Source organism: Collinsella sp. AM24-1 (assembly GCF_003470325.1).
GTDB lineage: Bacteria > Actinomycetota > Coriobacteriia > Coriobacteriales > Coriobacteriaceae > Collinsella.
Window position 1 is genome coordinate 135,647 of record NZ_QRHM01000001.1, and the last position, 25,235, is coordinate 160,881.

Sequence of the window (25,235 nt, forward strand, 5' to 3'; positions counted from 1 at the left end):
GAGCCGCGCCACGCGAAGCCTTGGCAGCCGCTCCCCCGCCATCTCCGGGACGACGGCGCGTGACCTTGACCTCGCCATCCGAGACCTGATCGGCCACGGAGGGCACTGAGGGCTTCTGTTGCGCGCCCGAGGAATGGCGACGGCGCGGACGCGGCGCGCGCTCCTCCTCGCCACGTGACTTGCCGCCCTTGTCGGCAGACGCATCGGAGGCCGAGGGACCCTTGGAAGCGGCACCGGCCTCGCGAGCAGCTGCGGCGCGGAAGGCGTCCTCGCGCTCCTCGCTCGACAGATGACGGCGGCGGCGACGTGTGGGGTTCATGCCACCGCCGCGATTCTGCTGCTGGGGCTGCTGAACCTCGCGCTCGCGAGAGGCGTTCTTGCCCGCGGCTGCAGCCTCGGTAGCATCGCCCGAGCCCGCGCGCTTGCGACGACGACGGCCACCGGCGGCCTCCTCGGCCTCGGGTGCCTCGGCCTTGCCGCGGCCCTTTCCACGGCCACGGCCCTCGACCTGGCTCTGAGCAGCGCGGGTATCGGAATCGGCATCGCGACGACGGCGCTTGGGCATCGACGTGCCGGCAAGACGGTCGGCGCTCGACAGACCATCGCCCACGTCGACGCCGTTCTCGCGATCGAGCTCCATGAGCGCCAGACGCATCTCGGGCGACTCGATGCGCTCGAGCACATCGCGCGTCACGCAGTCGGGGCGGCAATTGCAGCCCTGCTCGGCAGCCTTCTTTTTGCAGCCCTCCGAGCAGGTCATATCGGCCAGGTTGACCTTAAAGACCTTGCCATTCTCCAGGCGCAGCACCAGCTGCTCGCGCGGCGTGTCATATTCCTGAATACGCGCCTTGCCAAGCGGCGTATCGATGAGCGTCTTCTTTTTGGGCGCACGGCTCTTAAAGTCCTTGTACGCCTCGAACTCATAGCGCAGGCAGCACATTAGGCGGCCACACACGCCGCTGATCTTGGAGGAATTGAGCGGCAGGTCCTGCTCTTTTGCCATGCGGATCGAGACGGGCTCAAATTGTCCGCCGAAGCGCGTGCAGCAGAGCTCCTGGCCGCACTGGGCATAGCCGCCCACCAGGCGGGTCTCGTCGCGCACGCCGATCTGGCGCATGTCGACGCGAATGTGCAGCGTCGAGGACAGGTCCTTGACGAGCTGGCGAAAATCGACGCGCTCCTCGGCGGCAAAGTAGAACACGGCCTTCTCGCCGCCAAACAGGTACTCGACGCCGACCGGCTTCATCTCGAGGTCGAGCTCTTTGACCAGACGGCGGAAATCGACCATGGCCTCGTCACCCTGGATGGCCAGGTCGTCGGCAAGCTGCAGGTCGATGTCGCTCGCCACACGCAGCACGGGCTTGAGCGGCTGACCGATCTCGTCTTGCGGTACCTCAAAGGGATCGGCCGTGACCAGGCCGATCTCGGTTCCGCGCTCGGTGGAGCAAATAGCGTAATCTGCCTCGAGGATATCCAGGTCCTGCGGGTCAAACCACAGGTCGCGCGAGGCGTAGGTAAACTTAACGGGTACGACTAACGGCATTTCAGTGCCTTCCTGATATCGAACAGCATGACCTCGATGGCCAGCTGGGGAGTAACGTTTCTGGCGATGTTGCGCTCGGCGGTCGCGACCGCCTCGAGCGCCTGGGTGGCACCCGCAACATTGGTCGCGGCGGCAAGCCGACCGATCGTGTCGCGCACGTCCTCGTTCACCACGTCGGCTGCCTCGTCCTGAAGTGTCAGCAGCACGTCGCGCATGAGCGTCCGCGCGCTCGCCAGCGCTTCCATGATACCCGAACGCTCGCGCGCGTTGAGTTCGCGCTTGTTGCGGTCCTCAAGCTGCTTCAATGCTCCACGCGACAGGTAGTCGGCGTTTTGCTCGAGTACCTTTTCCTGCGTGGACTTGACCTCGGCAAGCGGCGCCTTGACGGCGACGATGAGCGACTTGGCGCGACTGAGCACGTCGGCCTCGTCGGCGGCAATGAGTGAGTCGATGGCACGGACCATCTGACGGCGGGCGTCCTGGCGCTCGGCGCTCTTGAGGAACTCGATGCCGCGTGTGGGGCTTCCCGCCACGGCGACCGCCATGCGGCAACGCGCAGGGTACTGACCGGTGGCGCGGCTCACGGCCTGCGCGGCGACGGCGGGCGACACCAGCCGAAACGGCACGCACTGGCAACGACTCACGATAGTGGGCAGCATCACGTCGGCCGAGGTGCCCAGCAAGATAAACATAACGCCCTCGGGCGGCTCCTCGAGCGTTTTGAGCAGTGCGTTGGCGGTGTTGGCACGCAGTTGCTCGGCACGGTCGATGATGTAGACCTTGGCGTTGGCACGGATGGGCGCCAGTGGCACGTCATCGAGCAGCTCGCGGGTCTGGGCAATGAGGTAACCCGTGGCGCTCTCGGGCGTGTAATAGTGCACGTCGGGGTGCGTATGGCGGGCGACGCGCACGCAGCTATCGCATGAGCCGCAGCCATCCTGCTCGCACAGGAAGGCTTGGGCGAGCGCCCACGCGGCGTCGAGCTTGCCCGCGCCGGGAGCGCCCAAAAACAGGTAGGCGTGCGATGCGCGACCGCTAGCGACGGCATTGGTCAAAAAGTCACGCACGCGCTCTTGGGTGTCGAGCTTGGCCAGCAGGCTTGCCTGAGCGGGGGCCATGTTACTCGGCCTCCTTGGCAAGCGCGGCGGCGACGGCTTCCTGCGAAATGTCGAGACCGTACGCGCGAACCTGCTCGACCGTCTTCTCGAAGACTTCCTCGACGGTCGTAGTGGCGTCGATGAGCTTTACGCGGTCTGGCTCCTCGGCAGCAATGGCACAAAATCCCTGGTACACACGCTCCTGGAATGCCATGCCCTTAGCCTCCATGCGATCTGCCGCGCCACGGGCTGCCATGCGTAGCGCCGCCTGCTCGGGCGTGATGTGGTAGACGAGCGTGAGCGCCGGGTGCGTTCCCGCGACGGCCAGGTTGTTGGCGTCGCGCACCATCTGGCGGTCGAGGCCATCGGCAAACGCCTGGTAGCAGGTCGTGGAATCGTAGAAGCGATCGCACAGGACCACCTTGCCGGCCGCAAGGGCGGGGGCTATGACCTCGTGTACCAGCTGGGCACGCGCAGCCTCGTAGAGCAGCAACTCGCAGGTGTCGCCCATCGCCATATTGGCGGGGTCGAGCAGCAGGGCGCGGATCTTTTCGCTGATGGCGGTGCCGCCCGGTTCGCGCAGGCTCACAACCTGGTGGCCAGCGAGCTCGAGCGCGCGGGCAAGCAGGCGCGCCTGCGTGGACTTGCCGGCACCGTCGACGCCCTCGAGCGTGATAAAGCTATGTTGAGCAGGCTCAAAAGCCATGGGCGCAGCCCCTTCCTACAAGGCGCGTAAATGCAGATATAACAACCAAGCCATGATACCCCAGCGTCCGGCGCACCCCAAATCGAACCTAGTCATTAGGGCGGCAGTTAGGGACGATCCTAAACTGCCGGCAGAAAAGGAACGTCCCCAACTGCCGGCTAAAGTTGCGGTGAAATAGGGACTGATTGAAGCTCTGAGACCGCCAAACAGTCCCTATTTCACCGCAACGTATGATGGGGAATTTTGGATGCTGGGTATAATCGTCGTATTGCATTGAAATGTGGCGAAAGGAGTGGCAATGTCTCGGTATTGCGCCTCGTGCGGCAAGCTTCTTGAAGATAATGCCAAGTTCTGCACCTCGTGCGGTGCACCCGTTGAGCAAACAGCCGCGAGCGATAGCCAGCCCGCTTTTGAGCAGACCGGCTCCCTTGATACGCCGCAAGCCAAGGCGGACGACCCCCTCGCCTATAGCCCCGACCCCGCCGCAAGGACCGAAGCCGTCGAGACCACGCAGCGCATACCCGTCGCGAGCGGCTCGCCCCAACAGCAGCCGGCTCCCGCATACGCGCCCGCTTCGCCACAGACCCCCGCTCCCAAAAAGAGCGGCACCGGGCCGCTTATCGCCGTTATCGTTGTGCTGGTGGCGATCATCATCGCCCTGGTCATCTTCTTTGCGATCAGACCGTTCGACAACGCCGCCACGCAGACGACTGCCGAGGTAGCTAAGCTGCACCATGACGTCGACGACGATGACCTAAAGCCTCTCGGCAATCCCAACAGCCTGTACGACGATGATGACGATGACGACGAGGATGGCGGCGAAGCAACGCTCTCTGAGCAGAACCTCTACCGCCGACTGAGCGAATACTACGACTTGCTCGAAGACCTCGACAACTACGTCCGTGGCTGCGCACAGAACTTCAACGGCAGCTATCTGGAAGAGGATCGAACCACCCGTCAAAATCTCGCCGACGTCGCCGAGCGCACGGAGGACACCATCGAGCAGTATTACGACATCGTCGAGGACCTGGACGTCCCGACGAGCTCTAAGAACTACAGCTCCTGGAAAGACATCGTTGCCCTGTATGACGACCTGGACCACCGCATTGACGCGATCTGCGATGCCTGGGAGATCAGCCTGAAGTACGCAAAGCCCGCGGACCACAAGAATGAGATCGTGGCGCCGCTGTCACGCGACAACGTGGCGGGCACCAATGACAATAAGTACCGCCTAGACTTTGAGGAGCGCTATCCCGGCGCCAAGCCTGTCGAGGTGAACTAGTCGCATGCGACGTTCTTAAACGACTAGTCATTCAAGAACGTCCCCAATGACTGCCTAGAAAATGAGCGAGGATCGCGGGATCCTCGCTCATTTTTGTTTTGGTCAATGTTTCGGCTGCGCTGTTACTTGTCGGCGGCTGCTTTCTTGGCAGTCGACTTCTTCGCGGTCGTCTTCTTGGCGGCAGTGGCTTTCTTAGCCGTCGTCTTCTTGGCTGCCGTGGTCTTCTTCGCCGCGCTCGTCTTGGTCGTAGTCTTGCGGCCGCGGGCGGGCTTCTTCTCCTTGGTCGGGCAGTCCATGTTGACGCAGATACGCCACGGACCGCGCGCCGTGTTAACCACCACGATGGGGGCGCCGCACTCGGGACAGGTCTCGCCCGTCGCCTCGAGCTTGCCACGCGCCGGCAGCGGATAGCTCACGCCGCAGTCATCGTAGTTGGTGCAGCGGATAAAGCGCTTGCCGCTCTTCTCGCTCTTGTGCGCAATCAGGTCGCCATGGCGTCCAGCCTCGGCGCACACCTTGCACTCGCCCACTTTAAGGTCGGGCTCGTAGTTGGTGGGGCACGTGGGGTTCACGCAAATCTCAAAGGCCTTCTGGCGGAACGGCTGGCACTTGATGCGCGGCGCGCCACACTCGGGGCACACGGCGGCCTCGCCCTCGAGCGGGCTCACCTTGACGCCGCTCGGCACCGGATAGGTCACGTCGCAGTCGGGCCAGCCCATGCAACCGATAAAGCTGCCGCGGGTCTTGGCGCTCGTCTTCATAACCAGGTCCTTGCCGCACTTGGGGCAGGCGCCCACGCGCGCATCGGCCGTAACGGCGTCGCTGATGGCGTCGCCGAGCTCCTGCGTATGCTTGAGCAGCTCGTCGAGCACGCCGGCCAGCAGCGCACGCGAGTGCGTCACGACATGCTCTTCGGTGTCCTCGCCGCGCTCCACGCGAGTCATGTCGCCGTCGAGCTCGCTGGTCATATCGGGGCTCGTGATGCGCGGGGCAAACTGCGTCAGCGCATCGATAATGGCAATACCCAGCTGACTCGGCTCCACGGGATCATTTTTGAGATAGCGCACGGCATACAGGCGCTCGATGATGCTCGCGCGCGTGGACTTGGTACCCAGGCCGCGCTTCTCCATCTCCTGCACGAGCTTGCCCTGGCTGTAGCGCGCGGGCGGCTCGGTCTGCTTGGCCTCGAGCTTAATGTCGAACACGTCGACCGTATCACCCTGTTCCAGCGGCGGCATCTGCTCGTCGCGCTTAAGGCCGTACGGGTACGCCTCGCGGAAGCCCGGGGTCACGAGCACGTCGCCCGAGGCCACGAACGGCTCGCCGTTGACGTCGAGCTCGAGCTTGGTGTTCTCGATGGTCGCAGGACCCATAAGCGTCGCCAGGAAGCGGCGGGCGATGAGATCGTAGAGCTTGCGCTGGCCGCCATCGAGCGTGGACGGATCGCCCTCGCCCGTGGGATAGATAGGCGGGTGGTCGGTGGTCTCGACCTTGCCGCGCGTGGGCTTCATGGGACCGGCGAGCACCTTTTTACACACGGGCGCCAGCGCCGGGTTAATCTTTGCCAGGTCGCTCACCACGGCGCCCAGATCGAGCGTCGCAGGGTACACGGTATTGTCGACACGCGGGTAGCTGATGAGGCCCGCCATGTAGAGGGACTCGGCGATGCGCATGGTACGTGCAGGTGAGATGCCCTCGGCCGCGGCGGCAGCCTGCAGCGAGGTCGTCGCAAACGGCGTGGGCGGCTGCTGCTTGCGGGAGCGCTTGGTCACCGCGGCGACGGTTGCCGTCGTAGCGCCGTCGACGTGGCCGTACGCCGTCTCGGCAGCATCCTTGTCGGTAAAACGTGCCGTCTTGTGCGCAATCTTAAAGCGGTCATCCTCGGCAGCGCCCTGCGCGGCGCCCATGCCGCGAATCTGCCAATAGTCCTCGGGCACAAACGCCATGCGCTCGCGCTCGCGCTCGACCACCAGGGCAAGCGTCGGCGTCTGCACGCGGCCGGCGGAACGCACGTTGCCAAAGCCGCCAAACTTGGCGAGCGTCAGGTAGCGCGTGAGCACTGCACCCCAAATGAGGTCGATGTGCTGACGGCTCTCGCCGGCGTCGGCCAGGTTCTGGTCGAGCGAGACAAGGTTATCGAAGGCCTGCGTGATCTCGGCCTTGGTAAACGAAGAATACTGGGCGCGGGCGACCGGCAAGTCGGGCGCCACCTCGCGCACCTTGTTGAGGGCGTCCGAACCGATCAGCTCGCCCTCGCGATCGAAGTCCGTGGCGATGATGACGCTGTCGGACTTTTTGGCGAGGTTCTTAAGCGAGCGGATGAGCTCTTTCTCGGCCGGAAGCTTAATGACGGGCGCCCAGGTGAGATAGGGCAGGCTCTCGAGCTTCCAGCCCTTGATGGAAATGCCATCGGCAAGGAACGGCTTGCGCTTGGTGTCGTACGGCGGGCGGGCCAGGCCATCGGGCATATCGGCCGGCAGCATTTCGCCGTCCTCCGTGACCGAATACCAGCCCAACTTTTTATCGAACAGCACACTGTCGCAAAAATCGGGTGCCAGGATGTGACCGGCAAGGCCGATCGTCACGCACTCCTCGCCCTTCCACTCAAAACGGTAGATGGCGGTGTTGTACACCTTGTCCTTTTTGGGCTTGCCCGTGGACAGACGCTCGGCGATCTGACGCGCGGCGTCGTTTTTCTCAGCGATGATGAGCTTCAAAAGAGGCTCCTATCTCGTGTGTCTGCGGCTGCGCCCGCCCTCTTGGCGGCCGACTTACGCCCTTGCTTGCTCAATCTGCCCGATGAGCCAATCGCACCAGGCATCCATGCCCTCGCCCTTGCGCGCGCTCACGGCAAACCGCGGCGCCTGCGGATTGAGGTCATCGAGTGTCTTAGTATACCTATCCATGTCAAAATCGAAAGCCGGAGCCACGTCGACCTTATTGAGCAGCTGCGCGCCGGCGTGCTGGAAGATGCCCGGGTACTTGATGGGCTTGTCGTCGCCCTCGGGCACCGAGAGGATCATGATGGACAGGTTCTCGCCCAGGTCAAAGTCGACCGGGCAGACCAGGTTACCCACATTTTCGATAAAGATGACGTCGATGTTCTCCAGACCGACGGCCTGGTCGAAGGCGTCGACGGCCTCCATGATCATGTTGCCCTCGAGGTGGCACAGGCCGCCCGTGTTGATCTGGATGGCGGGCATGCCGGCTTCCTTCATGGTGATGGCGTCGACGTCCGAGGCGATATCGCCCTCGATAACGGCACAGCGCAGGCTGGCTTTGTCACGCAGGCGCTCGTTGGTGCCCAGAATCGTGGTGGTCTTACCCGAGCCAGGGCTCGACAGCACATTGATCACGTAGGTGTTCGTCTGCTCAAACCGCTGACGCAGCTGATCTGCCAGGCGCTCGTTGCGCGACAGAATCGGCGACGCGATATCAATCGTTTTCTCGGCCATACTTAGCGCTCCTTACTTTGGCCCTTTTATACCCCATCGCTAGATGGCGAGCGTGCTAATCGTCGGGGGTCTCGATCTCGATACTTGCGATGTCGAGTTCGCGGCCATGCAGCAGACGCACGTTGGCACCGCCACATTGGGGACAACGGCAATGGAAACGGTCGTGCTCAAAGACCTCACCGCAGTCCAGACACTCGCTTTGTGGATGGACTTCCTCCACGGCAAGCTCGCAGCCGCGCGTGAGCGAGTCCTCGTCGCGAAACGTCTCCCACGCAAAGTCAAGCGCCTCGCGCACGACCTCGGTCATATCCCCGATACGCAGCGTTACCAAAACGGCGCGCGAGGCCCCCGCCCCACGCGCCGCGCGAATCACTGTATCGAGTATGCCGTTGACAATGCCAACCTCGTGCATACCGATTTACTCCTCGTCGTCCTCGTCGTCCGAGAACAGGTCCAGACGGCTCACGAACAGGCCCTCCTTGCCCTCGCGCGCGGTAATGACCACGCGAGCAATGGCGAGCGAAATCTCGTAGAGCGAGAGCAGGGCGCCATACATGAGACCCAGCGTAACGGGCGAGCCGTCGGGCGTAATCACAGCCGAGCCCACAAGCAGGCCTACGTACACGTAGCGCCAGGCGCTGCGGAAGGCCGCATAGGACACGATGTGAAAGACGGACAGATAGAAGATGATGAGCGGCAGCTCAAACGCCACACCAAAGCCGATCATAAAGAGCAGCTCCATGTTGACGTAGTTCTCCAGGTCGGGCAGCGCCGTAGCGACGGCCGAGGTCTCGCCGATGAGCCACTCAAAGCCCGCCGGGATGATGATGAAATAGCAGAAGATGGCACCCAGGAAGAACAGCACCGTCGAGGCGAGCACCGTGGGCACGACCCACTTGCGCTCGTTGGGGCGCAGCGCCGGCAGGAAAAATGCCAGGATCTGCCAGATGATCATGGGCGTGCACATGACCACGGCCATCTTGATGGCCAGCGAGAAGCGCAGGCCAAAGCCGCCGAGTGTGGTGGTGATGTAGAACTTACCGTCCGGCACAAACGAGCGGATGGGGTCTTCCAGGATATCGAGCACCACGGGCGTGGCAAAGTACAGCACGATGGCGGCGGCAAACACCGACACGATCACGATGGTCAGGCGGCGACGGAGCTCTCCCAAGTGATCGAAGAGCGGCATACGAGCAGGTCCGATAGGCATTACTCATCGCCTCCCTTCGGGGCGTCGGCGGCAGCAGTCTCGGCAGCGTCCTCGGCCTCGAGCTCGCGAGCGAGCTGGTCGACGACGGCCTTGCGCTTGCGGGGACGACGGGCGTAGAGGTCAGCCGTCGTGGGCTCTGCCGGCTCGGGCTCGGGCTCTGCAGCAGGCTCGGGCTCGACGGCAGGCTCGGCGGCAGCGGCAGGCTCGGCCTCGGCGGCAGCGGCCTCGGACTCCTCAGCAGCACCCTCGCCCTCGGCGGCAGCCTCGCTCGCGGCCTTCTCGGCAGCAAGGCGGGCACGACGCTCGGCAAAGGTCTCCTTCTTGGCGGGCGCTACCGTCTCGGCGGCATCCTCGTCCGCATCGGAATCGTCATCGACGGCAGCCTTCTTGGGCTTGACCGGAGCCGAAGCGGCCTCGCTCACCGGATCGATGATCTCGGACTGGACAACCGCCGTCATCTTTTCCTGCGTCTCGCGGAACTGACGGATGGCACGGCCGATCGTACGGCCCATCTGCGGGAGCTTATCCGGGCCAAACAGCAAAAAGCCGAAGACCACGATGATTGCCAGCTCACCTTCTCCAATACCAAACACACATACCTCCAAGGCTCGATGTGATTCGAGCCCGCACCGCGCCATTCGGCCGGAACTCGTCTATTCATTCGGTCAAGTATAGCGCCCGGACGCCAAAACGTCCGAGCGCATCACAAACATATGCCAAACGGCACGCCCTTTTGGGGGCAAAGATTATGCAGCGGTGATCGAAATCTCCTGGTCGACGCCCAACAGCTGAACCACGCGCATCACCGGGGGCTGCACGTTGACGCAGCTAAAACGCTTACCATGATCAGCTGCGTGGTGTGCGGCGCCCACAAGCACGCCAATGCCCGTCGAATCGATGTAGCTCACCTGGGCAAAATCGAGCTCAACGGCCTCAGTGGGCTGCTCGAGCGCCAGGTCGATGGCATTGCGCAGGCTATCGGCGTTAGAGATATCGATCTCACCGGTCACCTTAATGGTGTAGAGCTCTGGCGTGGGGTTTGTGGAAATACCCAAATCCATGTATACGCTCCTTTACGTATCGAAAGTGCGGATAGTACTAGGCGCGGACTTGCGGGGCCCTACGCGTTAGGCGCGCTCGGCACGCGCAAGCTCGGCAGCGACAAGCTTAACGGCCAGCACCAGCACATCGAGCGCAGCCTCCAGGTCCTCGACCGTGGGATAGCTCGGCGCGATGCGGATGTTGGTGTCGCGCGGGTCCTTGCCATAGGGCCAGGTAGCACCGGCCGGTGTGAGCTTGACGCCCAAGTCGGCGCAAAGCGCGGCGACCTTCTGGGCCGAGCCCTCGGGGCCATCGAAGCTCACAAAGTAGCCGCCGCGGGGATGCGTCCAGGTGGCGCAACCCGTGTCGCCCAAGCCCTCGGTGAGTTTGCGCTCGACGGCCTCAAAGCGCGGACGCAGGAACTCGGCGTGCTTTTTCATGTGCTCCTTGACCGCCTCGATGGTGGGAAGGAAGCGCACGTGACGCAGCTGGTTGAGCTTGTCGGCGCTGATGAGGCCGGCCTTCAGGCGCTTGGAGAACTCGGCGATAACCGCGGGGCTCGCACCGATAAAGCCGATGCCGGCGCCCGGGAAGGTGATCTTGGACGTCGAGGCAAAGGCCACCACGCGATCCTCGGTGCCCGCCGCGCGAGCGAGGTCAAAAATGTTTGCGAGCTCGTCGGTCTCGTCGTACAGGTCGTGCACGCAGTAGGCGTTGTCCCAGAAGATGCGGAAATCGGGCGCGGCCGTGGGCATCTCAACCAGGCGGCGCACGGTGTCCTCGCTAAAGGTGATGCCCGTGGGGTTGGAATACTTGGGCACGCACCAGATACCCTTGATGGAATCGTCGGCGGCAACGAGGCGCTCGACCTCGTCCATGTCGGGGCCGTTGTCGGTCATCGCGACGGGGACGTTCTCGATACCCAAGTCGGCGGTGATGCCAAAGTGGCGATCGTAGCCGGGAACGGGGCACAGGAACTTGACCTTCTTGCCGTCGTGCGCGGCCTCGTAGGCGTCCCAGGGCTCGCTGCCGCACGAGCCACAGCGCCAGAACATGCCGGCGATGTCATGCTCGATCAAAAGGCTCGACGAACCCAGCACAAGCGTCTGCTCGGCGGGGCAGCCCAGAAACTCCCCCGCCAGCTTGCGTGCCGAGGGAATGCCCTCAAAGCAGCCGTAGTTGGAACAATCGACGTTGCCGTCGTGCAGATCGGCGTCGGCATTGAGGATATCGAGCATGGGGCGCGAGATGTCCACCTGGGCGGGCGACGGCTTGCCGCGGGCCATGTCAAGCGCCAGGCCCTTGGCCTTGACCTCGGCGACCTCGGCTTTGAGCGCCTCGATGGCGGCATCGAGTTCGGTGGTTTCCATCTTCTGGTAGATCGTCTGCATGGGTGCGACCTTTCGCGAAGCGGTACGTTGCAGTTTGTCTAAGTATAGACCGCCACCGCCGCAACGTTATGAAGCCGTGATAGATTAAGTTCATCGCAATGAATTACGAATCGCCGCGCATGCCGGCGTGGGGCGCCCAAGGAGGCACTATGGAGTACGGATCGTTTCAGGCCGAGGAATTCGGCGACCTGCAGCGCCTGGTCGACGGACTGTTTTACGACCGCCACGCCATCGACCGCCTCGATTTGATCGTACAGGCCGAAATCTTGGACCTGGCGCCCGATCTCATGGAAATCGTCAACCTGCTGCCGCCCGGCTATTACGATCGCCAGTCACTTTGCGACCAGCTCAACTCCGCCTTGGCCGCCCACGGCTGGGGCGCCGTCTACGGAACGGTGGAATAAACCTAGTCATTTAAGAACGTCCCCAATGACTAAAACGCCGCCTGTGATGGTGTTCACAGGCGGCGTTTTCAAACTTGCATGTGCCCTTACTCGTCCTTGGACGCGGGGTGCTTGCAGACCACACTCATGTAGATCATGCCCAGCACCGCGGCGGTAACGGATCCGGCAAGAATGGCGGCCTTTGCGGCCAGAACCTCAAACTGGGCCGTCGGGAAGGCGAGGCCGCTGATGAGGATCGACATGGTAAAGCCGATACCGCCCAGAATGCCCACGCCGGCAATCATGTGCCAGTTAACGTTGCGCGGCAACTCGGAAATCTTGAGTTTAACCAGGGCAAACGTCATGCCAAAGATACCGATCGGCTTGCCCAGCAGCATGCCAAAGTACACGCCGAGCGTCACCGGGTCGGTGAGCAGCGTGCTCATGTCCACGCCCACCAGGCGAACCTGCGCGTTCACGAACGCAAAGATCGGCAGGATCACGAAGTTGACCGGCGTGGAGATCAGACGCTCCATGCGGATGAGCGGCGGGGTCACGCGGTGCATGACGCGCTCGACCTTGGTGGTCGAGACGGTAAAGTCATGCTGGCCCAGGATGTGCGCCTCGTCGTCGTAGCGATCATCGAGCAGCGGCAGGCACTCGCCCAACCAATCGGTGAGACTATCGAGCTTGACACCGCACTTGGCCGGGATGGTAAAGGCCAAGATGACGCCAGCAAGCGTAGCGTGCACGCCGCTCTTGAACATGCAGAACCACAACAGCAGACCCAGTACCGAATACGGGGCAAGGCGGTAGTGCTGCGTCTTGTTGAGCCACACGAGCGCGCAGGTCACAAGCGCGGCGGCGCCCAACCAAAACGGATTGGGGCTCTGACCGTAGAAGATGGCGATGGCGGCGATGGAGATGAGGTCGTCGGCGATGGCGAGCGTCGAGAAGAACACGCGCACGCCGTTGGGCACGCGATTGCCCAAAAGCGACAGCACGCCCAGCGCAAAGGCAATATCGGTTGCCATGGGGATGGCCCAACCGTTGCGGGCGCCGGCATGGTTAAAGATCAGGTAGATGCAGGCGGGAACGACAACGCCGCCCACGGCCGCCAGCATGGGAAGCATGGCCTGACGCGGATTCTTGAGTTCACCGACCGTCATCTCGTACTTAAGCTCGATGCCCACCAACAAAAAGAAAATCGCCATGAGGAAGTCGTTGACGAAAAGCTCAACGGTGAGACCGGCCGTAAGGTTGCCCAGACCCACATACAGCGGGGTCTCCAAAAAGTGATGAATGGCCTCGTAGGCATCGGTGTTTGCACAGATGACGGCGGCGATGGCGGCGATCACCATGACGGCGGCGGAAATCGTGCCGTTCTCGGCAATGCGCTCCCAAATGTCGTGACGCTCAAAACGCTTGCGCTCACGGGTGTTGAACAGCTGCTCGGTTGCTGCCATGGGCGGCTCCTTTCGCGGGAAGGTTCCCGTCTTAAAAAAGCACGGCCCGCCCAAATGGCGGCGCCGCGCTCCAACGTATTACGCTTGCATCTAGCCTACCCTGCGCGACAAACGCGCAAGCGCGGCCGAAAAGCGGAACCACAGGTTGAACATTATTTGCTCAACGGTGCGAGCGCCCCTGTCCAATAGGGGACGCGGTCCCGCGCACAAAAAACGACCGGAGCGCGGGGCGTCCGCGGTCCGGTCGTCGGTGTTAGGTCAACAAAACCTAGCAGGCGGCCATGATGGGAGCAGCGACCTGCTTCTTGCGGGAAAGGACGCCCGGCATCCAGACGCCGTCGTGCTCGTCAGCGATGCCCAGGCCCTTCTGAGCGGCCTCGGTCTCACCCTCGAGCAGGACCTGCGAGCCCTCCTCCATGATGTCGGTGATGCACAGGACGATGCCGTCGGCACCCTTCTCGGCGGCGTAGGCGCGCATGGCCTCGCGAATCTCGTCGATCATGCCGAGCGCGCGGCTCTTGTCGACGGTCTCGTACTGGCCGATGAGCAGCTTCTTGCCGGCGGGCTCGAACATCTTGATGTCGTTGCCGACCATCTCGGCTGCGGTGAAGGAGCCGGACGGACGAGTGAGGAAGACCTCCATGCCAAACTTGACCGGGTCGACGCCCACCTGCTCGCCGAGCTTAGCAGCGACGGCGCGGTCGACATCGGTGGTGGTGGGGCTCTTGAGCATGAGCGTGTCGGTCATCATGGCCGAGAGCAGCAGCTTGGCCTGAACGTCGGAAAGCTCAACGCCGAGCACGCCGGCGAGCTTGGTGACGATGGTGCAGCTGGAGCCCCAGGGCAGGCAGATGTAGTGCAGCGGACCGGCAGTCTCGAAGTCGCCGATGCGGTGATGGTCGACAACGCCAAAGACCGTGGCGTCCTTAAGGCCGGCGACGGACTGGGCGGACTCGTTGTGGTCGGTGAGGACGACGAGCTGACCGGCCTCGACGGACTCGATCACGCGGGGCTCGGCAATGCCGGCGTCGGCGAGCAGCTTGGCGGACTCGGCCGGAAGCTGGCCCAGCGCGCAGGCCTCGTAGGTGTTGCCGGCATACTCAACCTGGTTGAGCAGCTGGGACAGGACGACGGCGCTCATGATGGCGTCGTTATCGGGGTTCTGGTGACCAAAGACAAGAACGTTTGCCATGGATATCCTCCACTTGATATGTGTACTTGGACGTAGCTATGGTAGCACGCTGGCGGCGAACCCTTGGGCACGGAAGGGCCGCGGCACAATTTGGAGCAGGCGTTGGAGCAAAGTCTATCCCTTTCGCACCATGTTAGTGCAAAGTAACCTGGCCTCCTTGCACTAGCTATTTGCCGGCGGCGCGCAGGGCTACGTAGGCGGCACCGATGATGCCGGCGTCGTTGCCGAGCGAGGCGACCTTAATGGGCGTCTCGCGCGAGGCAGAAAGCGCGTACTGCTTAAAGTGCTCGCGGACCTTGTCGAGGTAGACATCGGCCGAGGCGGATGCGCCGCCGCCGATCAGGAACATCTCGGGGTCGACCACGTTGGCGATAAGCGCCAGAGCGCGGCCGAGATAGTCGGCCATGGTATCGGCCGCGGCTAGCGCGAGCTTGTCACCCTCGCGACAGGCCTGGAACACGTCCTTGGAATCGGAGGGGCCGGTGAGCTCGATGGGGTCGACGCCCGCCTTCTCGCACTCGGCAAGATAGTTGCTCACCACGCCGGTAGCGCTGGAATACTGCTCCAGGTGGCCATGGCCGCCGCAGCCGCAGGTGCGCTCCTCAGCCGGGTTCAGGCACATGTGGCCAATCTCGCCGCCGGCACCCACAACGCCCGACACCACGTCGCCGTTAACGATAACGCCGCCGCCCACGCCGGTACCGATGGTGACCATCACGACGTTCTGCACGCCCTTGGCAGAGCCGAGCCAGGCCTCGCCCATGGCAGCGGCGTTGGCATCGTTTTCGTACTTAACGACCGCGTCGGGGCAGTGCTCCTGAATGGCGATCCTCAGCTCGGGCAGGTTAATGGCAATGTTGGCCTTGACCTTGGCATCGCCCGATGCCGGGATGGGGCACGGAACGGCCAGGCCAACACCCGCCACAAAGGCACGCGGAATCTGGGCTTTGGCGACCACCTGGTCGATAGCCTCGGTCACCGCGGCAAAGCCCGCAGCGTCAACGATGGGAGGCGTAGGCACGCTGGCCTTGGCAAGCAGGTTACCGTCTTCGTCGAACAGGCCCTCCTTAACCGAAGTGCCGCCGACGTCAATGCCGATATAGTACTGCTTAGGTTCCATGGGAGCCCACCTTTCTCGTTTAAACATTGCCTGTATGGTACCGCTCCCAAGGCAAAAACCTACCAAAAAGGAACAGGTTTGTTTTGGCAGGTTTTATCTGGGGAAACACGCGGTACCAGCCAACAGGCCGCGTAAACCTTTGCCAAAAACAACGAGCGCCGAGAGGCGGAGGCTCCCGGCGCCCGTGAAAGGGACTGTATTGTCTGTTGGACTGCACGGTCCATCGCGGCGATAACGCCGACTAGGCCTGAAGCGCCTGCAGCTGCTTGTGGATCTCGATGAGCTCCGTCGCCATGACGCGCATGGTCTCGGTGCCGGCCATCTGGTCCTCGGCATGCAGCAGAATCAACGGGGCCTCGCCGTTACGCTCGCCGTTGGCCTCCTTTTTAAGGAGCCCCATATGGACATCGTGGCCACCGCTATAGGCCTCGTCGCCCTGCTTGATAAGCTCCTCGGCGGCGTCAAAATCGCCCTCCTTGGCCTTTTGCACGGCATTGATATACATGCTCTTGGCGGTACCGACGTAGCTGATAATCTCGAAGCAGGTCATCTGCAACTCGTTCATATCCTCCATATGCTGCACCTAGCCCATCACGCTGACGCAGTGGTCGATGATGCCGGCAGCGTTCATGCGGCCGTAGTCGACCATGTTGATGACCTCGACTGGGAAGCGGCCAGCGGCCTCCTTCTCAAAATCGCCCTTGGTGTAGCCGATCTGCGGGCCAAGCAGCAACATGTCGCACTCGTCCAGGTGATCGTGGGCCTCGTTCATGGGGCGAGCCTCGATCTCAATTTCCAGGCCACGGTTCGCGACCTCGGCCTGCATCTTCTGGACCAGCAGGCTCGTGGACATACCGGCATTGCAGCAGAGCATGATCTTCTTCATGGTTTCCTCCTTATAACTGCGCGGCGCGCAGACGACGACTGGTTTCATTCTTTGCGGCTATTGTTCCCACCCCCCCTGCATCTTTACGCAAGGGAGAGAGCTGCGGGCACCGGCACCGCGTACCGGCGCCCGCAAAGGTGAAAGGGACGAACGTTAGGCGTTCTGCTCGGCGAGAGCCTCCTGCTTGGCGATTGCCTTCTCGGAAATCTTCATAAAGGGCAGGTAGACGGCCATGCCAATGACAATCTCGAGAGCCTGCCACACGCCGGCGCGCCAGTCAAAGCCCGTAGCGAGCAGGGCATTGATGACGGGAGGCATAGTCCAGGGCACCTGGGCGATGCAGGGGCTGATGATGCCTGCGCAGGTAAGGCCATAGGTGATGCCGATGAACAGATCGGGGAGGAGGACAAACGGGATCATGAGCGGCAGGTTGTACACGATGGGGTAACCGTAGATAACCGGCTCGTTGATGTTGAACAGACCAGGCAGGATAGCCATCTTGGAAACGGTCTCGGAAGCCTTGTTCTTGGAGAACAGGAGCGTGTCGAGCAGAAGCATGAGGGTGCAGCCCGAGCCGCCGATGAGGGCGAAGCTGTTAACGATCTGCATGTTCATGTAGTGATCGGGCTGGATGGTGCCACCGGCGGCAAAGGTAGCCATGTTGTCGACGATGAGCATGGTCAGGATCGGCTCGACGGTAGCGCCAGAGATGGTGGACTGGTGAATACCGACGCAGAACAGCAGGTTGGCAAGGGTGTAGATAAGGATAACAGCCCACGGACCGGCGTTCATGATGTTCTTGAGCGGGTTGGAGATGCACGTGGAGATGATGGTGCACAGATCGGTGCCGGCACACACGGCGAGCAGGGCTGCGGCAAGAGCGAAGATCGCGAGGTTGAGCAGCATCGGGATCATGACGTTGAAGGAGTTGGAGACCGCGGGAGGCACACCCTCGCCCAGCTTAACCTTGAGCTTCTCGACGCCAGAAATCTTGATGAAGAGCGAGACGGAAAGCAGGGCGATGATAATAGCCGAGAACAGACCGTTGGTGCCGGTATTGGCAGTCGAAAGGGCGCCCGTGACCTCGGCGGAGGTGATCTTGTCGGTGAGCAGCGGGCTCGTGGCGGCAAGCGTGGCGGTGATCTGCTGCGGCATCATGATGACGAAAGCAGAGATGGCGACGACCACGCAAGCGAGCGGGTTATCGAAACGCTTGTTCTTAGCGAGGCTGTAGCCAATCAATCCGGCCAAGATAATGGCAGAGACGTTGAGGGTGCCCAGCGTAATTGCCGAACCCCACGTCTGAAGGTTGGCAAGGCCCGCCGCATCGAGCGGGAACAGGGGGAACACGACGTTGTTGATAAGAACCGCGATACCCGCAAGGATATAGAGCGGCGTGATGGTCGCGAAGGCGTCGCGCAGGGAACGCAGGTGAACCTGGTTTCCCACCTTCGCAGAGACCTCGGCAAACTTGTCGAGGAAGCTCTTTCCGTTGTCACTGGCCATGATTGCTCCTAACTTTCAAATCCGGCCTTTTCCTATACGCACGGTGGCCTGTCGCCCTCTGCCACCAGATGTGCCATGTGTTGCGCGCGGCGGCGCGCGGTCTGGGCGTTCGCCCGGTCGCTAGTCAACCACGTGGGTCGTGGCGACCTGCTTGAGCCAGGCCGCCGACTTCTTAAGGCGGCGCTTGTAGCCGTCCATAAGGTCGACCTCGACAAAGCCGTAACGATTCTTAAAGGCATTGGCCCAAGACCAGTTATCGATAACGGCCCAATAATGGTATCCGCGGCACTTGGCGCCCTCGGCAATTGCCTTGGCAACCCACTCCAGGTGCTGGCGTACAAAGTCGACGCGGTAGTCATCCTGAATGGTTCCTTCGGCGTCACGGTTCTTATATTCGTCCATGATGCCGATGCCGTTCTCGGAAACGAACCACTCAAGATCGGGGTAGTTCTTGGCGCAGTCCATGCCAAAGTCGTAGAGGCCCTGCGGGTAGATCTCCCAGCCGCGGCTCTCGTTCATAACGGCGTCGGGCCATACGTACTCGTCGGCAAAGTGCGGCAGGCCGTACTGGTCGACCTTGCTCGCCGGCGCTTGAACGCGCGTGGGGTGGTAGTAGTTGCAGCCGAGCCAGTCAACAACACCCTGCTTGAGAATCTCTTGGTCGCCGGCACGGAACGGGAGCTTAACGCCGCCCTTGGCCAGGCTGTCGAGCACGTCGGCAGGAAGCTCGCCCTTGGTAATAAGGTCGAGCCACCAGCGATTGTTGATGCCGCTGGTCATACGCACGGCCTCGAGGTCTGCCTCGTTGGGGTTCTCCTTGGTATAGACCGGGGTAAAGCAGTTGATCATGCCGATTTTGGCATCGGCGCGAGTAGCGCCCTCGTCATAGGCCTTGCGATAGTTGGCCACGGCCAGCGCATGCGCCAGCGAAATGTGATACTGCACGGTGCGGGCGCGGCTAAAGTCGTGGAGCTGCGGGAACCACACGCCCTCCTGATAGCGCTGCTCGGGCTCGACGATGGGCTCGTTAAAGGTGAACCAGTACTTAATCTCCTGGCCAAACTCGTGGAAGGCGACGTCGGCATAATGCGCGTAAGCCTCGACGACCTCACGGCTCTCCCAGCCGCCGCGGTTAAAGAGGTAGGTGGGCATGTCAAAGTGGTACAAGTTGACAAACGGCTCCAGGCCGGCCTCGCGAGAGGCGCGGAACAACTCGTGATACCACGCGGCGCCTTCCTCGTTGAGGTTGCCGTCGGCATCGAGCAGACGGCTCCACTGGATGGAAGTGCGATAGGTATTCAGGCCCAAGTCCTTCAGAATGCGAAGGTCTTCCTGGTACTTGGCCATAAAGTCATTGCCGGCATAAGAGCCAACGCAGTTGTAGAACGAACCCAGATCCTGGATGGACCAGGTGTCCCACAGGTTCTCGAGCTTGCCTCCCTGGTTCCACTGACCCTCAGTCTGCGGGCCGGACATAGCGGCGCCAAAGAAGAAGTCACGGGGCAGCTGATACTGTGCCATCAAAGTCCTCGCTTTCGTGTCTTAGAGCTTCCGGTTGGAGACGGGTTTGCTTTGGCAGGTTATCCGGCGCGGGCGCACACCGGTCATACCGATATCCAACCCGCCAAAATAAAACCGTCCTCAAACAGTACAAGGAAACGCCAATGCATCTCGCTTGTTGTCTGTAACTATAGCGCTCTAATTTTCTATGTAAAGCGTCTTTTTCATTTTTCTTTATCGAACTTCTTTCATGAAAGCCATATGGATGCTTTTTAAGTAGGTATACTTTCTAAATATCGACGCAAATATGAAGGGAGGATTGCATGATTCCCAAATACGAGGCAATAGCTGCAGATATCCGTCGAAGCATCGAGGATGGCGCCCTTAAGCCGGGCGATAAGTTGCCCACCGTCGTTGAGTTCTGTGAGCTCTATAGCGTTTCCAAAATCACCGTCAAACGAGCGATTGAGCAGATCACCGAGGAAGGCCTTATTACCAGCCGGCGCGGATCGGGCACCTACGTCAAGGACACGGCGGGGCTTCCCGGCCAGGTGTTTTTTCAAGGCAAGAACGACCGTGCCCAGGGCTTTTCGTATGAGCACCGCGGGGAAAAGGTGACCTCGGTGGTCTACGATTTCTCGATCGTCAATCCGCCGGCAGAGGTTGCGACCCAGCTGGGAATGGCCGAGGATGACTTCGCCTATCACATCGTGCGCGTGCGCCAGGTCGACGAGAAGCCCATCGTCATCGAGTACACCTATATGCCGCTCGAACTGATCCCGGGCCTTAAAAAGAAGGACCTGTACGGATCGGTCTACGGCTTTATCCGCGAGCAATGCGGGCTGAAGATTTCGAGCTTCCATCGCACCATTCGCGCTGTCGCGGCAACTGAGGAAGAGGCTGAGCGCCTGGATACCAAACCCGGCTCTCCCCTGCTCGAACTCAACCAGATTGGCTTCTTGGATAGCGGCACCGCGTTTGAATATTCTATCTCGCACAACGTAGGCGACCGCTTTGAGCTGCACAACGTAACGCTGGCCTAGTTTTGTAATCCGGTGGGTGCTCGTTTTGAGCTGTCTTACGCGGCGCCCGCACAACCTTATGGGAGTATGCACATGTCCGATTTGATTAAACTGACGCCGATCTTCCACGAGAAGATCTGGGGCGGCCGCCAGCTGGAGACCGTGTTTGGTTACGACATTCCCGAGGGCCCCATCGGTGAGTGCTGGGCCATCTCGGCCCACCCCAACGGCGACTGCCAGATTGCGGAGGGCCCGTATGCCGGCCACACGCTGTCGTGGCTGTGGTCCGAGCACCGTGAGCTCTTTGGCGACTGCGAGGGCAAGGAGTTCCCGCTGCTCATTAAGATTCTGGACGCCAAGGACGACCTTTCGATTCAGATTCATCCCAACGACGAGTACGCCGCCGAGCACGAGAACGGCAGTCTGGGCAAGACCGAGTGTTGGTATGTCCTGGACTGCGAGCCCGGCGCCACGATTATCGTCGGGCAGCGCGCCAAGGATCGCGCTGAGGCCGCACAGATGATCAAGGACGGCCGCTGGGACGACATGCTCAACGTGCTGCCGATCCACAAGGGCGACTTTTTCCAGATTGACTCCGGTACCGTGCACGCCATCAAGACCGGCACGCTCATTTTGGAGACGCAGCAGTCGAGCGATGTGACCTATCGCCTGTACGACTACGACCGCCCCGGCACCGACGGCAAACTGCGTCCACTGCACATTGAGCAGAGCCTCGACTGCATCGATTTTGATGTCCAGGCTCCGACCGACGGCACTGTGACCGCACCCGAGATCGACGGCGTGACCGAGCTCGAGTCCAACCCCTGCTACACCGTCGATCGCGTGCGCGTCGACGGCAGCAAGACCCTCGACCAGCACTGGCCCTTCATGTGCCTGTCGGTCATCGACGGCGAAGGCACCGTCTGCGGCGAGGCAGTCCATAAGGGAAGCCATCTGCTAGCCCCCAGCACCGTCGCCTCCATCGACCTCGAAGGCAAAATGGAGCTAATCATCAGCCACCTGTAAGCCACCACAACAACCCAAACGCAACAAGGGGCTCCCCCGTCCACATACGGGAGAGCCCCTACTCATATCCATATATCAGCCCACCCGGCTCTCCAGACCAAAAAGGCGGACGAGCAGAGCGATGTTCGCAAGCACCGTTACCTAAGGACCTGGGCGGGCGTATAGGGCAACATCGGTCGCGAGTTCCGCACGCAAAGGAGAGCACTTAATGTGCTCTCCGTCTTGCGCAGGACTGCCCGAGCAGGCGATGTTGCCCTATACGCCCGCCCAGGTCCGCCGGGATCACGACAGCTTAACGATCGGTGCAAAGCCCTTCATCAGCTTTTTGGTCTGGCCGGTCTTTTCGAACTGGACCTCGATCATGTCTCCGGCGACCGAGATCACGGTACCCGTGCCAAAGGTCTTGTGGCTCACGGTATCGCCCGCGGCAAAGTCCTGCGACGCGCTAGCGTGATCGACCTTGCGCTCCACCGTCGGCGACACCTTGGACGACGGCTTTTTGGCTCGCGGCGCGCCCGAGCCAAAGGTCGAGGCAACGCGGCCGGCGTCGGGCGAAACCCCACGATGGCGCTCGGTGCCATAAGTGCTGCCGCCAAAGAAGTCGTCAAAGCTCGATCCGCCGCGCGAACCGGAACCGCCGGTCGAGCGCGTATGCGAACCGAACACCTTGCCGCCATACATATCCGAGCCCATGCCCGAACCAAAGGTGCCGTGACGGTCGCCGCGCTTCTCCCAGCCCGTGCCCTCAAAACCGGCAGAGCCGATACCGCTAAACTCGATATCCTCAAACGGAATCTCGTTGAGGAAGCGCGAGCGCGGGTTGGCAGAGGTCGAGCCGTAGGTGCGACGCGTGGCCGCATAGGTCAAGAACAGGCGCTTACGGGCACGCGTGATGGCGACGTAGGCCAGGCGGCGCTCCTCCTCGAGCTTGCCCGGATCATCGCTGCCGCCAAAGTCGTGCACGTGCGGGAAGATACCCTCCTCCATACCGGCCACGAACACCGCCGGGAACTCCAGGCCCTTGGCGGAGTGGATGGTCATCATGGTGATGGCATGCGTCTCGCCGGCAAGGGAATCCAGGTCGGAGCGCAGGGCAAGCCACTCCATGAGAGCGGGCAGCGCCTTACAGGTGAGCGGGCCGTAGGTGCGCTCAATCTCGTCAGCATGCACGGCGCCCGCCGGCATCTCCGTCGGCGCGGCATAGGCGTTGCCCGCAATGGCGGCGGCCAGGGCATCCTGCGGCGAGAGCGCCGGGGCGGCTAGGCTATCGAGCGGATTGGAACCTGCGGCATCACGCGCGCCAACGAGCGCCTCAAACGAGGACGCAGGTGCGGACGGTCCCGGCTCGGGCGCAGGTGTGCTCACCACAACGGGCTCGGGCTCAGCGCCAACCGGCACATCGGCAACGCCAGCCGCGCGCAGCTCTTCCAAGCTCTCGAGCGTGCCTTCGATATCCTCGTGCGTCTCCTCAAATTCGGCGGCGACGCCCAGGAATTCCTGGATGTTCTCGGCGCGGCTCTCGGACTCCATGGTGCCCTCGGCGCGGAAAGCCTGCAGCAGGCCCGTCTTATCGACGATCATCTCGACGACGTCCTTGAGCTCGCCGTCCATGCGGCGACCCTCGCGCACCAGCGAGACAAAGCTCGACAGGCCATTGCGCACCTTGGCGCTAAACATGCCCGTTTCGGCTGTTGCGATTTCGCAGGCCTGGAAGAACGAGCAACGGTTGTCGCGCGCCAGCTGCTCAATCTTTTGAATCGAGGTGGAGCCGATGCCGCGGCGCGGCGTGTTGATGACGCGCTTGACGCTCATCTCGTCGGCCGGGTTCACGATCATCTTGAGGTAGGCCATGACGTCGCGGATCTCGGCACGGTCGAAGAATCGCGTGCCGCCGACGATCTTGTAGGGCACGCCCGCGCGCAGGAACATATCTTCGAGGATACGCGACTGGGCGTTGGTGCGATAGAACACGGCGATATCGTCGTAGCTCGTACCCTTGGCATGCAGTTTCTCGATCTCGCCGGCAATCCAGCGGCCTTCGTCGCGCTCGTCGCTCGCCTGGAAGGCCTGAATCTTCTCGCCGTCGCCCTCGGCCGTAAACAGGCGCTTGTCCTTGCGCTGCGAGTTGTGGCGCACCACGGCGTTGGCGGCGCTCAGGATATGACCCGTGGAGCGGTAGTTCTGCTCCAGCTTGACGGTCTTGCAGTTTTTAAAGTCCTTCTCAAAGTCCAGGATATTGGTGATGTCGGCGCCACGCCAGCTATAAATGGACTGGTCATCGTCGCCCACGACCATGAGGTTTTGGTACTTGGCGGCCAGCAGGTTGGCGATCTCGTACTGGACGTGGTTGGTGTCCTGATACTCGTCGACGCTAATGTAGCGGAAGCGCTCCTGATACTTGTCGAGCACCTCGGGGCGGGTGCGCAGCAGCTCGAGCGTGCGCACGAGCAGGTCGTCGAAGTCCATCGCGTTGGCGGCGCGCAGGCGGCGCTCCAGCTCCATATAGACCTGTGCGGTCTTTTTGTCATTGGGGCTGTCGGCGGATTTGAGCATGTCCTCGGGCCCGATCATGGCGTTTTTGGCCGAGCTGATCTTGCTGCGGATCATGTTGATGGGGAACTGCTTTTGCTCGATGCCGAGTGCCTGCATAATGTCGCGCACCATGCGCTTGGAATCATCGTCATCGTAGATGGTGAACTGACCGGTGTAGCCCAGCAGGTCGGCGTCCTCGCGCAGCATGCGCACGCACATGGCATGGAAGGTGCACACCCACATGCCGCGGGTACCGCTGGGAATAAGTGCTGCCAGACGCTCGCGCATCTCGGCCGCGGCCTTGTTGGTAAACGTGATGGCCAGAACCTGCCAGGGCTTAACGCCCAGGTCGCCAAGCATATGCGCGATGCGGAAGGTCAGGACGCGGGTCTTGCCCGAGCCGGCGCCGGCAAGGACCAGCAGTGGGCCCTCAGTGGTCAGGACCGCCTCGCGCTGGGCGGGGTTCAGGCTATCGATATCGACGAACGGCTTGGCGGGCTTGGGCGCCGGAGCCGGGGCGTCGTAGATGTCGAGCGGAACGAGCTCGGGTTCCGGCGCGGCGGGGACGGTGTATGCATCGAGCGGCACGGGCTCCGGCGCGGGCGGCACGGGTACCGCAGCGTTCTTTTCCCAGGGCAAGGGCTGGGTCATGGGCGACTCCTCATCTGACAGACGGCGCGCCTGCGGGCAGCGCCATAGTTTGAGCCGTACCAGTATACCGAGCCGCGCGGACACCGACGCAAATCACACCACGACTCCGTGCGCCACCGTCAAGCCCGCCCCATCGCCCAAAAAAGAGGACGGCATAGACCTTTTGGTCATGCCGTCCTCTTTGAATGACAAGTTGTCGCTCTGGCCGCCGCGCAGCGTCAACCAA

The 25,235-nt window shown here is 62.0% G+C and carries 22 protein-coding genes; 4 read left to right on the forward strand and 18 right to left on the reverse strand.

Annotation, left to right across the window (positions count from 1 at the left end; genetic code table 11):
- The 3 genes from DW661_RS00625 to tmk all read right to left on the reverse strand — a co-directional run.
- Positions 1-1,543, reverse strand: a 1,543-nt coding sequence (locus DW661_RS00625; protein ID WP_233547425.1) for a regulatory iron-sulfur-containing complex subunit RicT, incomplete at its 3' end; no start/stop codon positions are given.
- Entirely contained in the window at positions 1,534-2,661 is a 1,128-nt protein-coding gene (locus DW661_RS00630) for an ATP-binding protein (protein ID WP_118934120.1), read from the reverse strand. The genes DW661_RS00630 and DW661_RS00625, both read right to left, overlap by 10 nt.
- Position 2,662: 1 nt before the next feature.
- Entirely contained in the window at positions 2,663-3,346 is a 684-nt protein-coding gene (gene tmk, locus DW661_RS00635) for a dTMP kinase (RefSeq protein WP_118934122.1), read from the reverse strand.
- Positions 3,347-3,644: 298 nt separating this feature from the next.
- On the opposite strand from tmk, the gene DW661_RS00640 reads away from it, so the two are divergent.
- The gene (locus DW661_RS00640) at positions 3,645-4,628 is read left to right on the forward strand and encodes a zinc-ribbon domain-containing protein (protein WP_118934124.1); all 984 of its coding nucleotides are present in this window, start codon (positions 3,645-3,647) and stop codon (positions 4,626-4,628) included.
- Positions 4,629-4,750: 122 nt separating this feature from the next.
- Here DW661_RS00640 and DW661_RS00645 read toward each other — a convergent pair whose 3' ends face one another.
- From DW661_RS00645 to DW661_RS00675, 7 genes are all read right to left on the reverse strand, one after another.
- The gene (locus DW661_RS00645) at positions 4,751-7,345 is read right to left on the reverse strand and encodes a DNA topoisomerase I (RefSeq protein ID WP_118934126.1); all 2,595 of its coding nucleotides are present in this window, start codon (positions 7,343-7,345) and stop codon (positions 4,751-4,753) included.
- A 54-nt stretch (positions 7,346-7,399) separates the two neighbouring features.
- On the reverse strand, positions 7,400-8,083 hold the full coding sequence (hypB, locus tag DW661_RS00650) for a hydrogenase nickel incorporation protein HypB (protein WP_117736066.1): 684 nt from the start codon (positions 8,081-8,083) through the stop codon (positions 7,400-7,402).
- Positions 8,084-8,138: 55 nt separating this feature from the next.
- On the reverse strand, positions 8,139-8,495 hold the full coding sequence (hypA, locus tag DW661_RS00655) for a hydrogenase maturation nickel metallochaperone HypA (protein WP_117817250.1): 357 nt from the start codon (positions 8,493-8,495) through the stop codon (positions 8,139-8,141).
- A 6-nt stretch (positions 8,496-8,501) separates the two neighbouring features.
- A complete protein-coding gene (gene tatC, locus DW661_RS00660) occupies positions 8,502-9,293 on the reverse strand; it encodes a twin-arginine translocase subunit TatC (RefSeq protein ID WP_199569364.1) in 792 nt (263 codons plus the stop codon).
- On the reverse strand, positions 9,293-9,886 hold the full coding sequence (locus tag DW661_RS00665) for a twin-arginine translocase TatA/TatE family subunit (RefSeq protein WP_158568394.1): 594 nt from the start codon (positions 9,884-9,886) through the stop codon (positions 9,293-9,295). Before DW661_RS00665 ends, tatC begins: the two co-directional genes overlap by 1 nt.
- Before the next feature lie 153 nt (positions 9,887-10,039).
- A complete protein-coding gene (locus DW661_RS00670) occupies positions 10,040-10,354 on the reverse strand; it encodes an STAS domain-containing protein (RefSeq protein ID WP_089572422.1) in 315 nt (104 codons plus the stop codon).
- 66 nt (positions 10,355-10,420) lie between these two features.
- Entirely contained in the window at positions 10,421-11,725 is a 1,305-nt protein-coding gene (locus tag DW661_RS00675; protein ID WP_118237192.1) for an aminotransferase class I/II-fold pyridoxal phosphate-dependent enzyme, read from the reverse strand.
- Positions 11,726-11,874: 149 nt separating this feature from the next.
- Between DW661_RS00675 and DW661_RS00680 the strand changes: the two genes are divergently transcribed.
- A complete protein-coding gene (locus DW661_RS00680) occupies positions 11,875-12,129 on the forward strand; it encodes a hypothetical protein (protein WP_022093864.1) in 255 nt (84 codons plus the stop codon).
- An 86-nt stretch (positions 12,130-12,215) separates the two neighbouring features.
- On the opposite strand, the gene nhaA is transcribed toward DW661_RS00680, so the two are convergent.
- From nhaA to DW661_RS00715, 7 genes are all read right to left on the reverse strand, one after another.
- Positions 12,216-13,574 carry a Na+/H+ antiporter NhaA gene (nhaA, locus tag DW661_RS00685; protein WP_118934131.1) on the reverse strand — a complete coding sequence of 453 codons (1,359 nt, stop codon included), beginning with the start codon at positions 13,572-13,574 and terminating at the stop codon, positions 12,216-12,218.
- A gap of 268 nt (positions 13,575-13,842) precedes the next feature.
- Complete coding sequence (locus DW661_RS00690; protein ID WP_006235927.1) at positions 13,843-14,766, reverse strand: manganese-dependent inorganic pyrophosphatase; 924 nt, start codon at positions 14,764-14,766, stop codon at positions 13,843-13,845.
- Positions 14,767-14,932: 166 nt separating this feature from the next.
- Positions 14,933-15,886 (reverse strand): ROK family protein, encoded by a 954-nt coding sequence (locus DW661_RS00695; RefSeq protein WP_233547426.1) that lies wholly within the window; start codon positions 15,884-15,886, stop codon positions 14,933-14,935.
- 241 nt (positions 15,887-16,127) lie between these two features.
- Positions 16,128-16,460, reverse strand: coding sequence for a PTS lactose/cellobiose transporter subunit IIA (locus DW661_RS00700; RefSeq protein WP_199584814.1), 333 nt, complete (start codon positions 16,458-16,460; stop codon positions 16,128-16,130).
- A gap of 9 nt (positions 16,461-16,469) precedes the next feature.
- Entirely contained in the window at positions 16,470-16,772 is a 303-nt protein-coding gene (locus DW661_RS00705; RefSeq protein ID WP_118271091.1) for a PTS sugar transporter subunit IIB, read from the reverse strand.
- A gap of 153 nt (positions 16,773-16,925) precedes the next feature.
- Positions 16,926-18,278, reverse strand: coding sequence for a PTS sugar transporter subunit IIC (locus tag DW661_RS00710; protein ID WP_118934135.1), 1,353 nt, complete (start codon positions 18,276-18,278; stop codon positions 16,926-16,928).
- Positions 18,279-18,398: 120 nt separating this feature from the next.
- Positions 18,399-19,799, reverse strand: a complete 1,401-nt coding sequence (locus DW661_RS00715) for a glycoside hydrolase family 1 protein (RefSeq protein ID WP_118934137.1) — start codon at positions 19,797-19,799, stop codon at positions 18,399-18,401.
- A gap of 302 nt (positions 19,800-20,101) precedes the next feature.
- Between DW661_RS00715 and DW661_RS00720 the strand changes: the two genes are divergently transcribed.
- Positions 20,102-20,821, forward strand: coding sequence for a GntR family transcriptional regulator (locus DW661_RS00720; RefSeq protein ID WP_118934139.1), 720 nt, complete (start codon positions 20,102-20,104; stop codon positions 20,819-20,821).
- Positions 20,822-20,893: 72 nt separating this feature from the next.
- Complete coding sequence (locus DW661_RS00725; RefSeq protein WP_370448132.1) at positions 20,894-21,826, forward strand: type I phosphomannose isomerase catalytic subunit; 933 nt, start codon at positions 20,894-20,896, stop codon at positions 21,824-21,826.
- A gap of 282 nt (positions 21,827-22,108) precedes the next feature.
- Here the strand turns inward: DW661_RS00725 and DW661_RS00730 are convergent, their stop codons facing one another.
- Positions 22,109-25,009, reverse strand: a complete 2,901-nt coding sequence (locus DW661_RS00730; RefSeq protein ID WP_118934143.1) for an ATP-dependent helicase — start codon at positions 25,007-25,009, stop codon at positions 22,109-22,111.
- Positions 25,010-25,235: the final 226 nt, after the last annotated feature.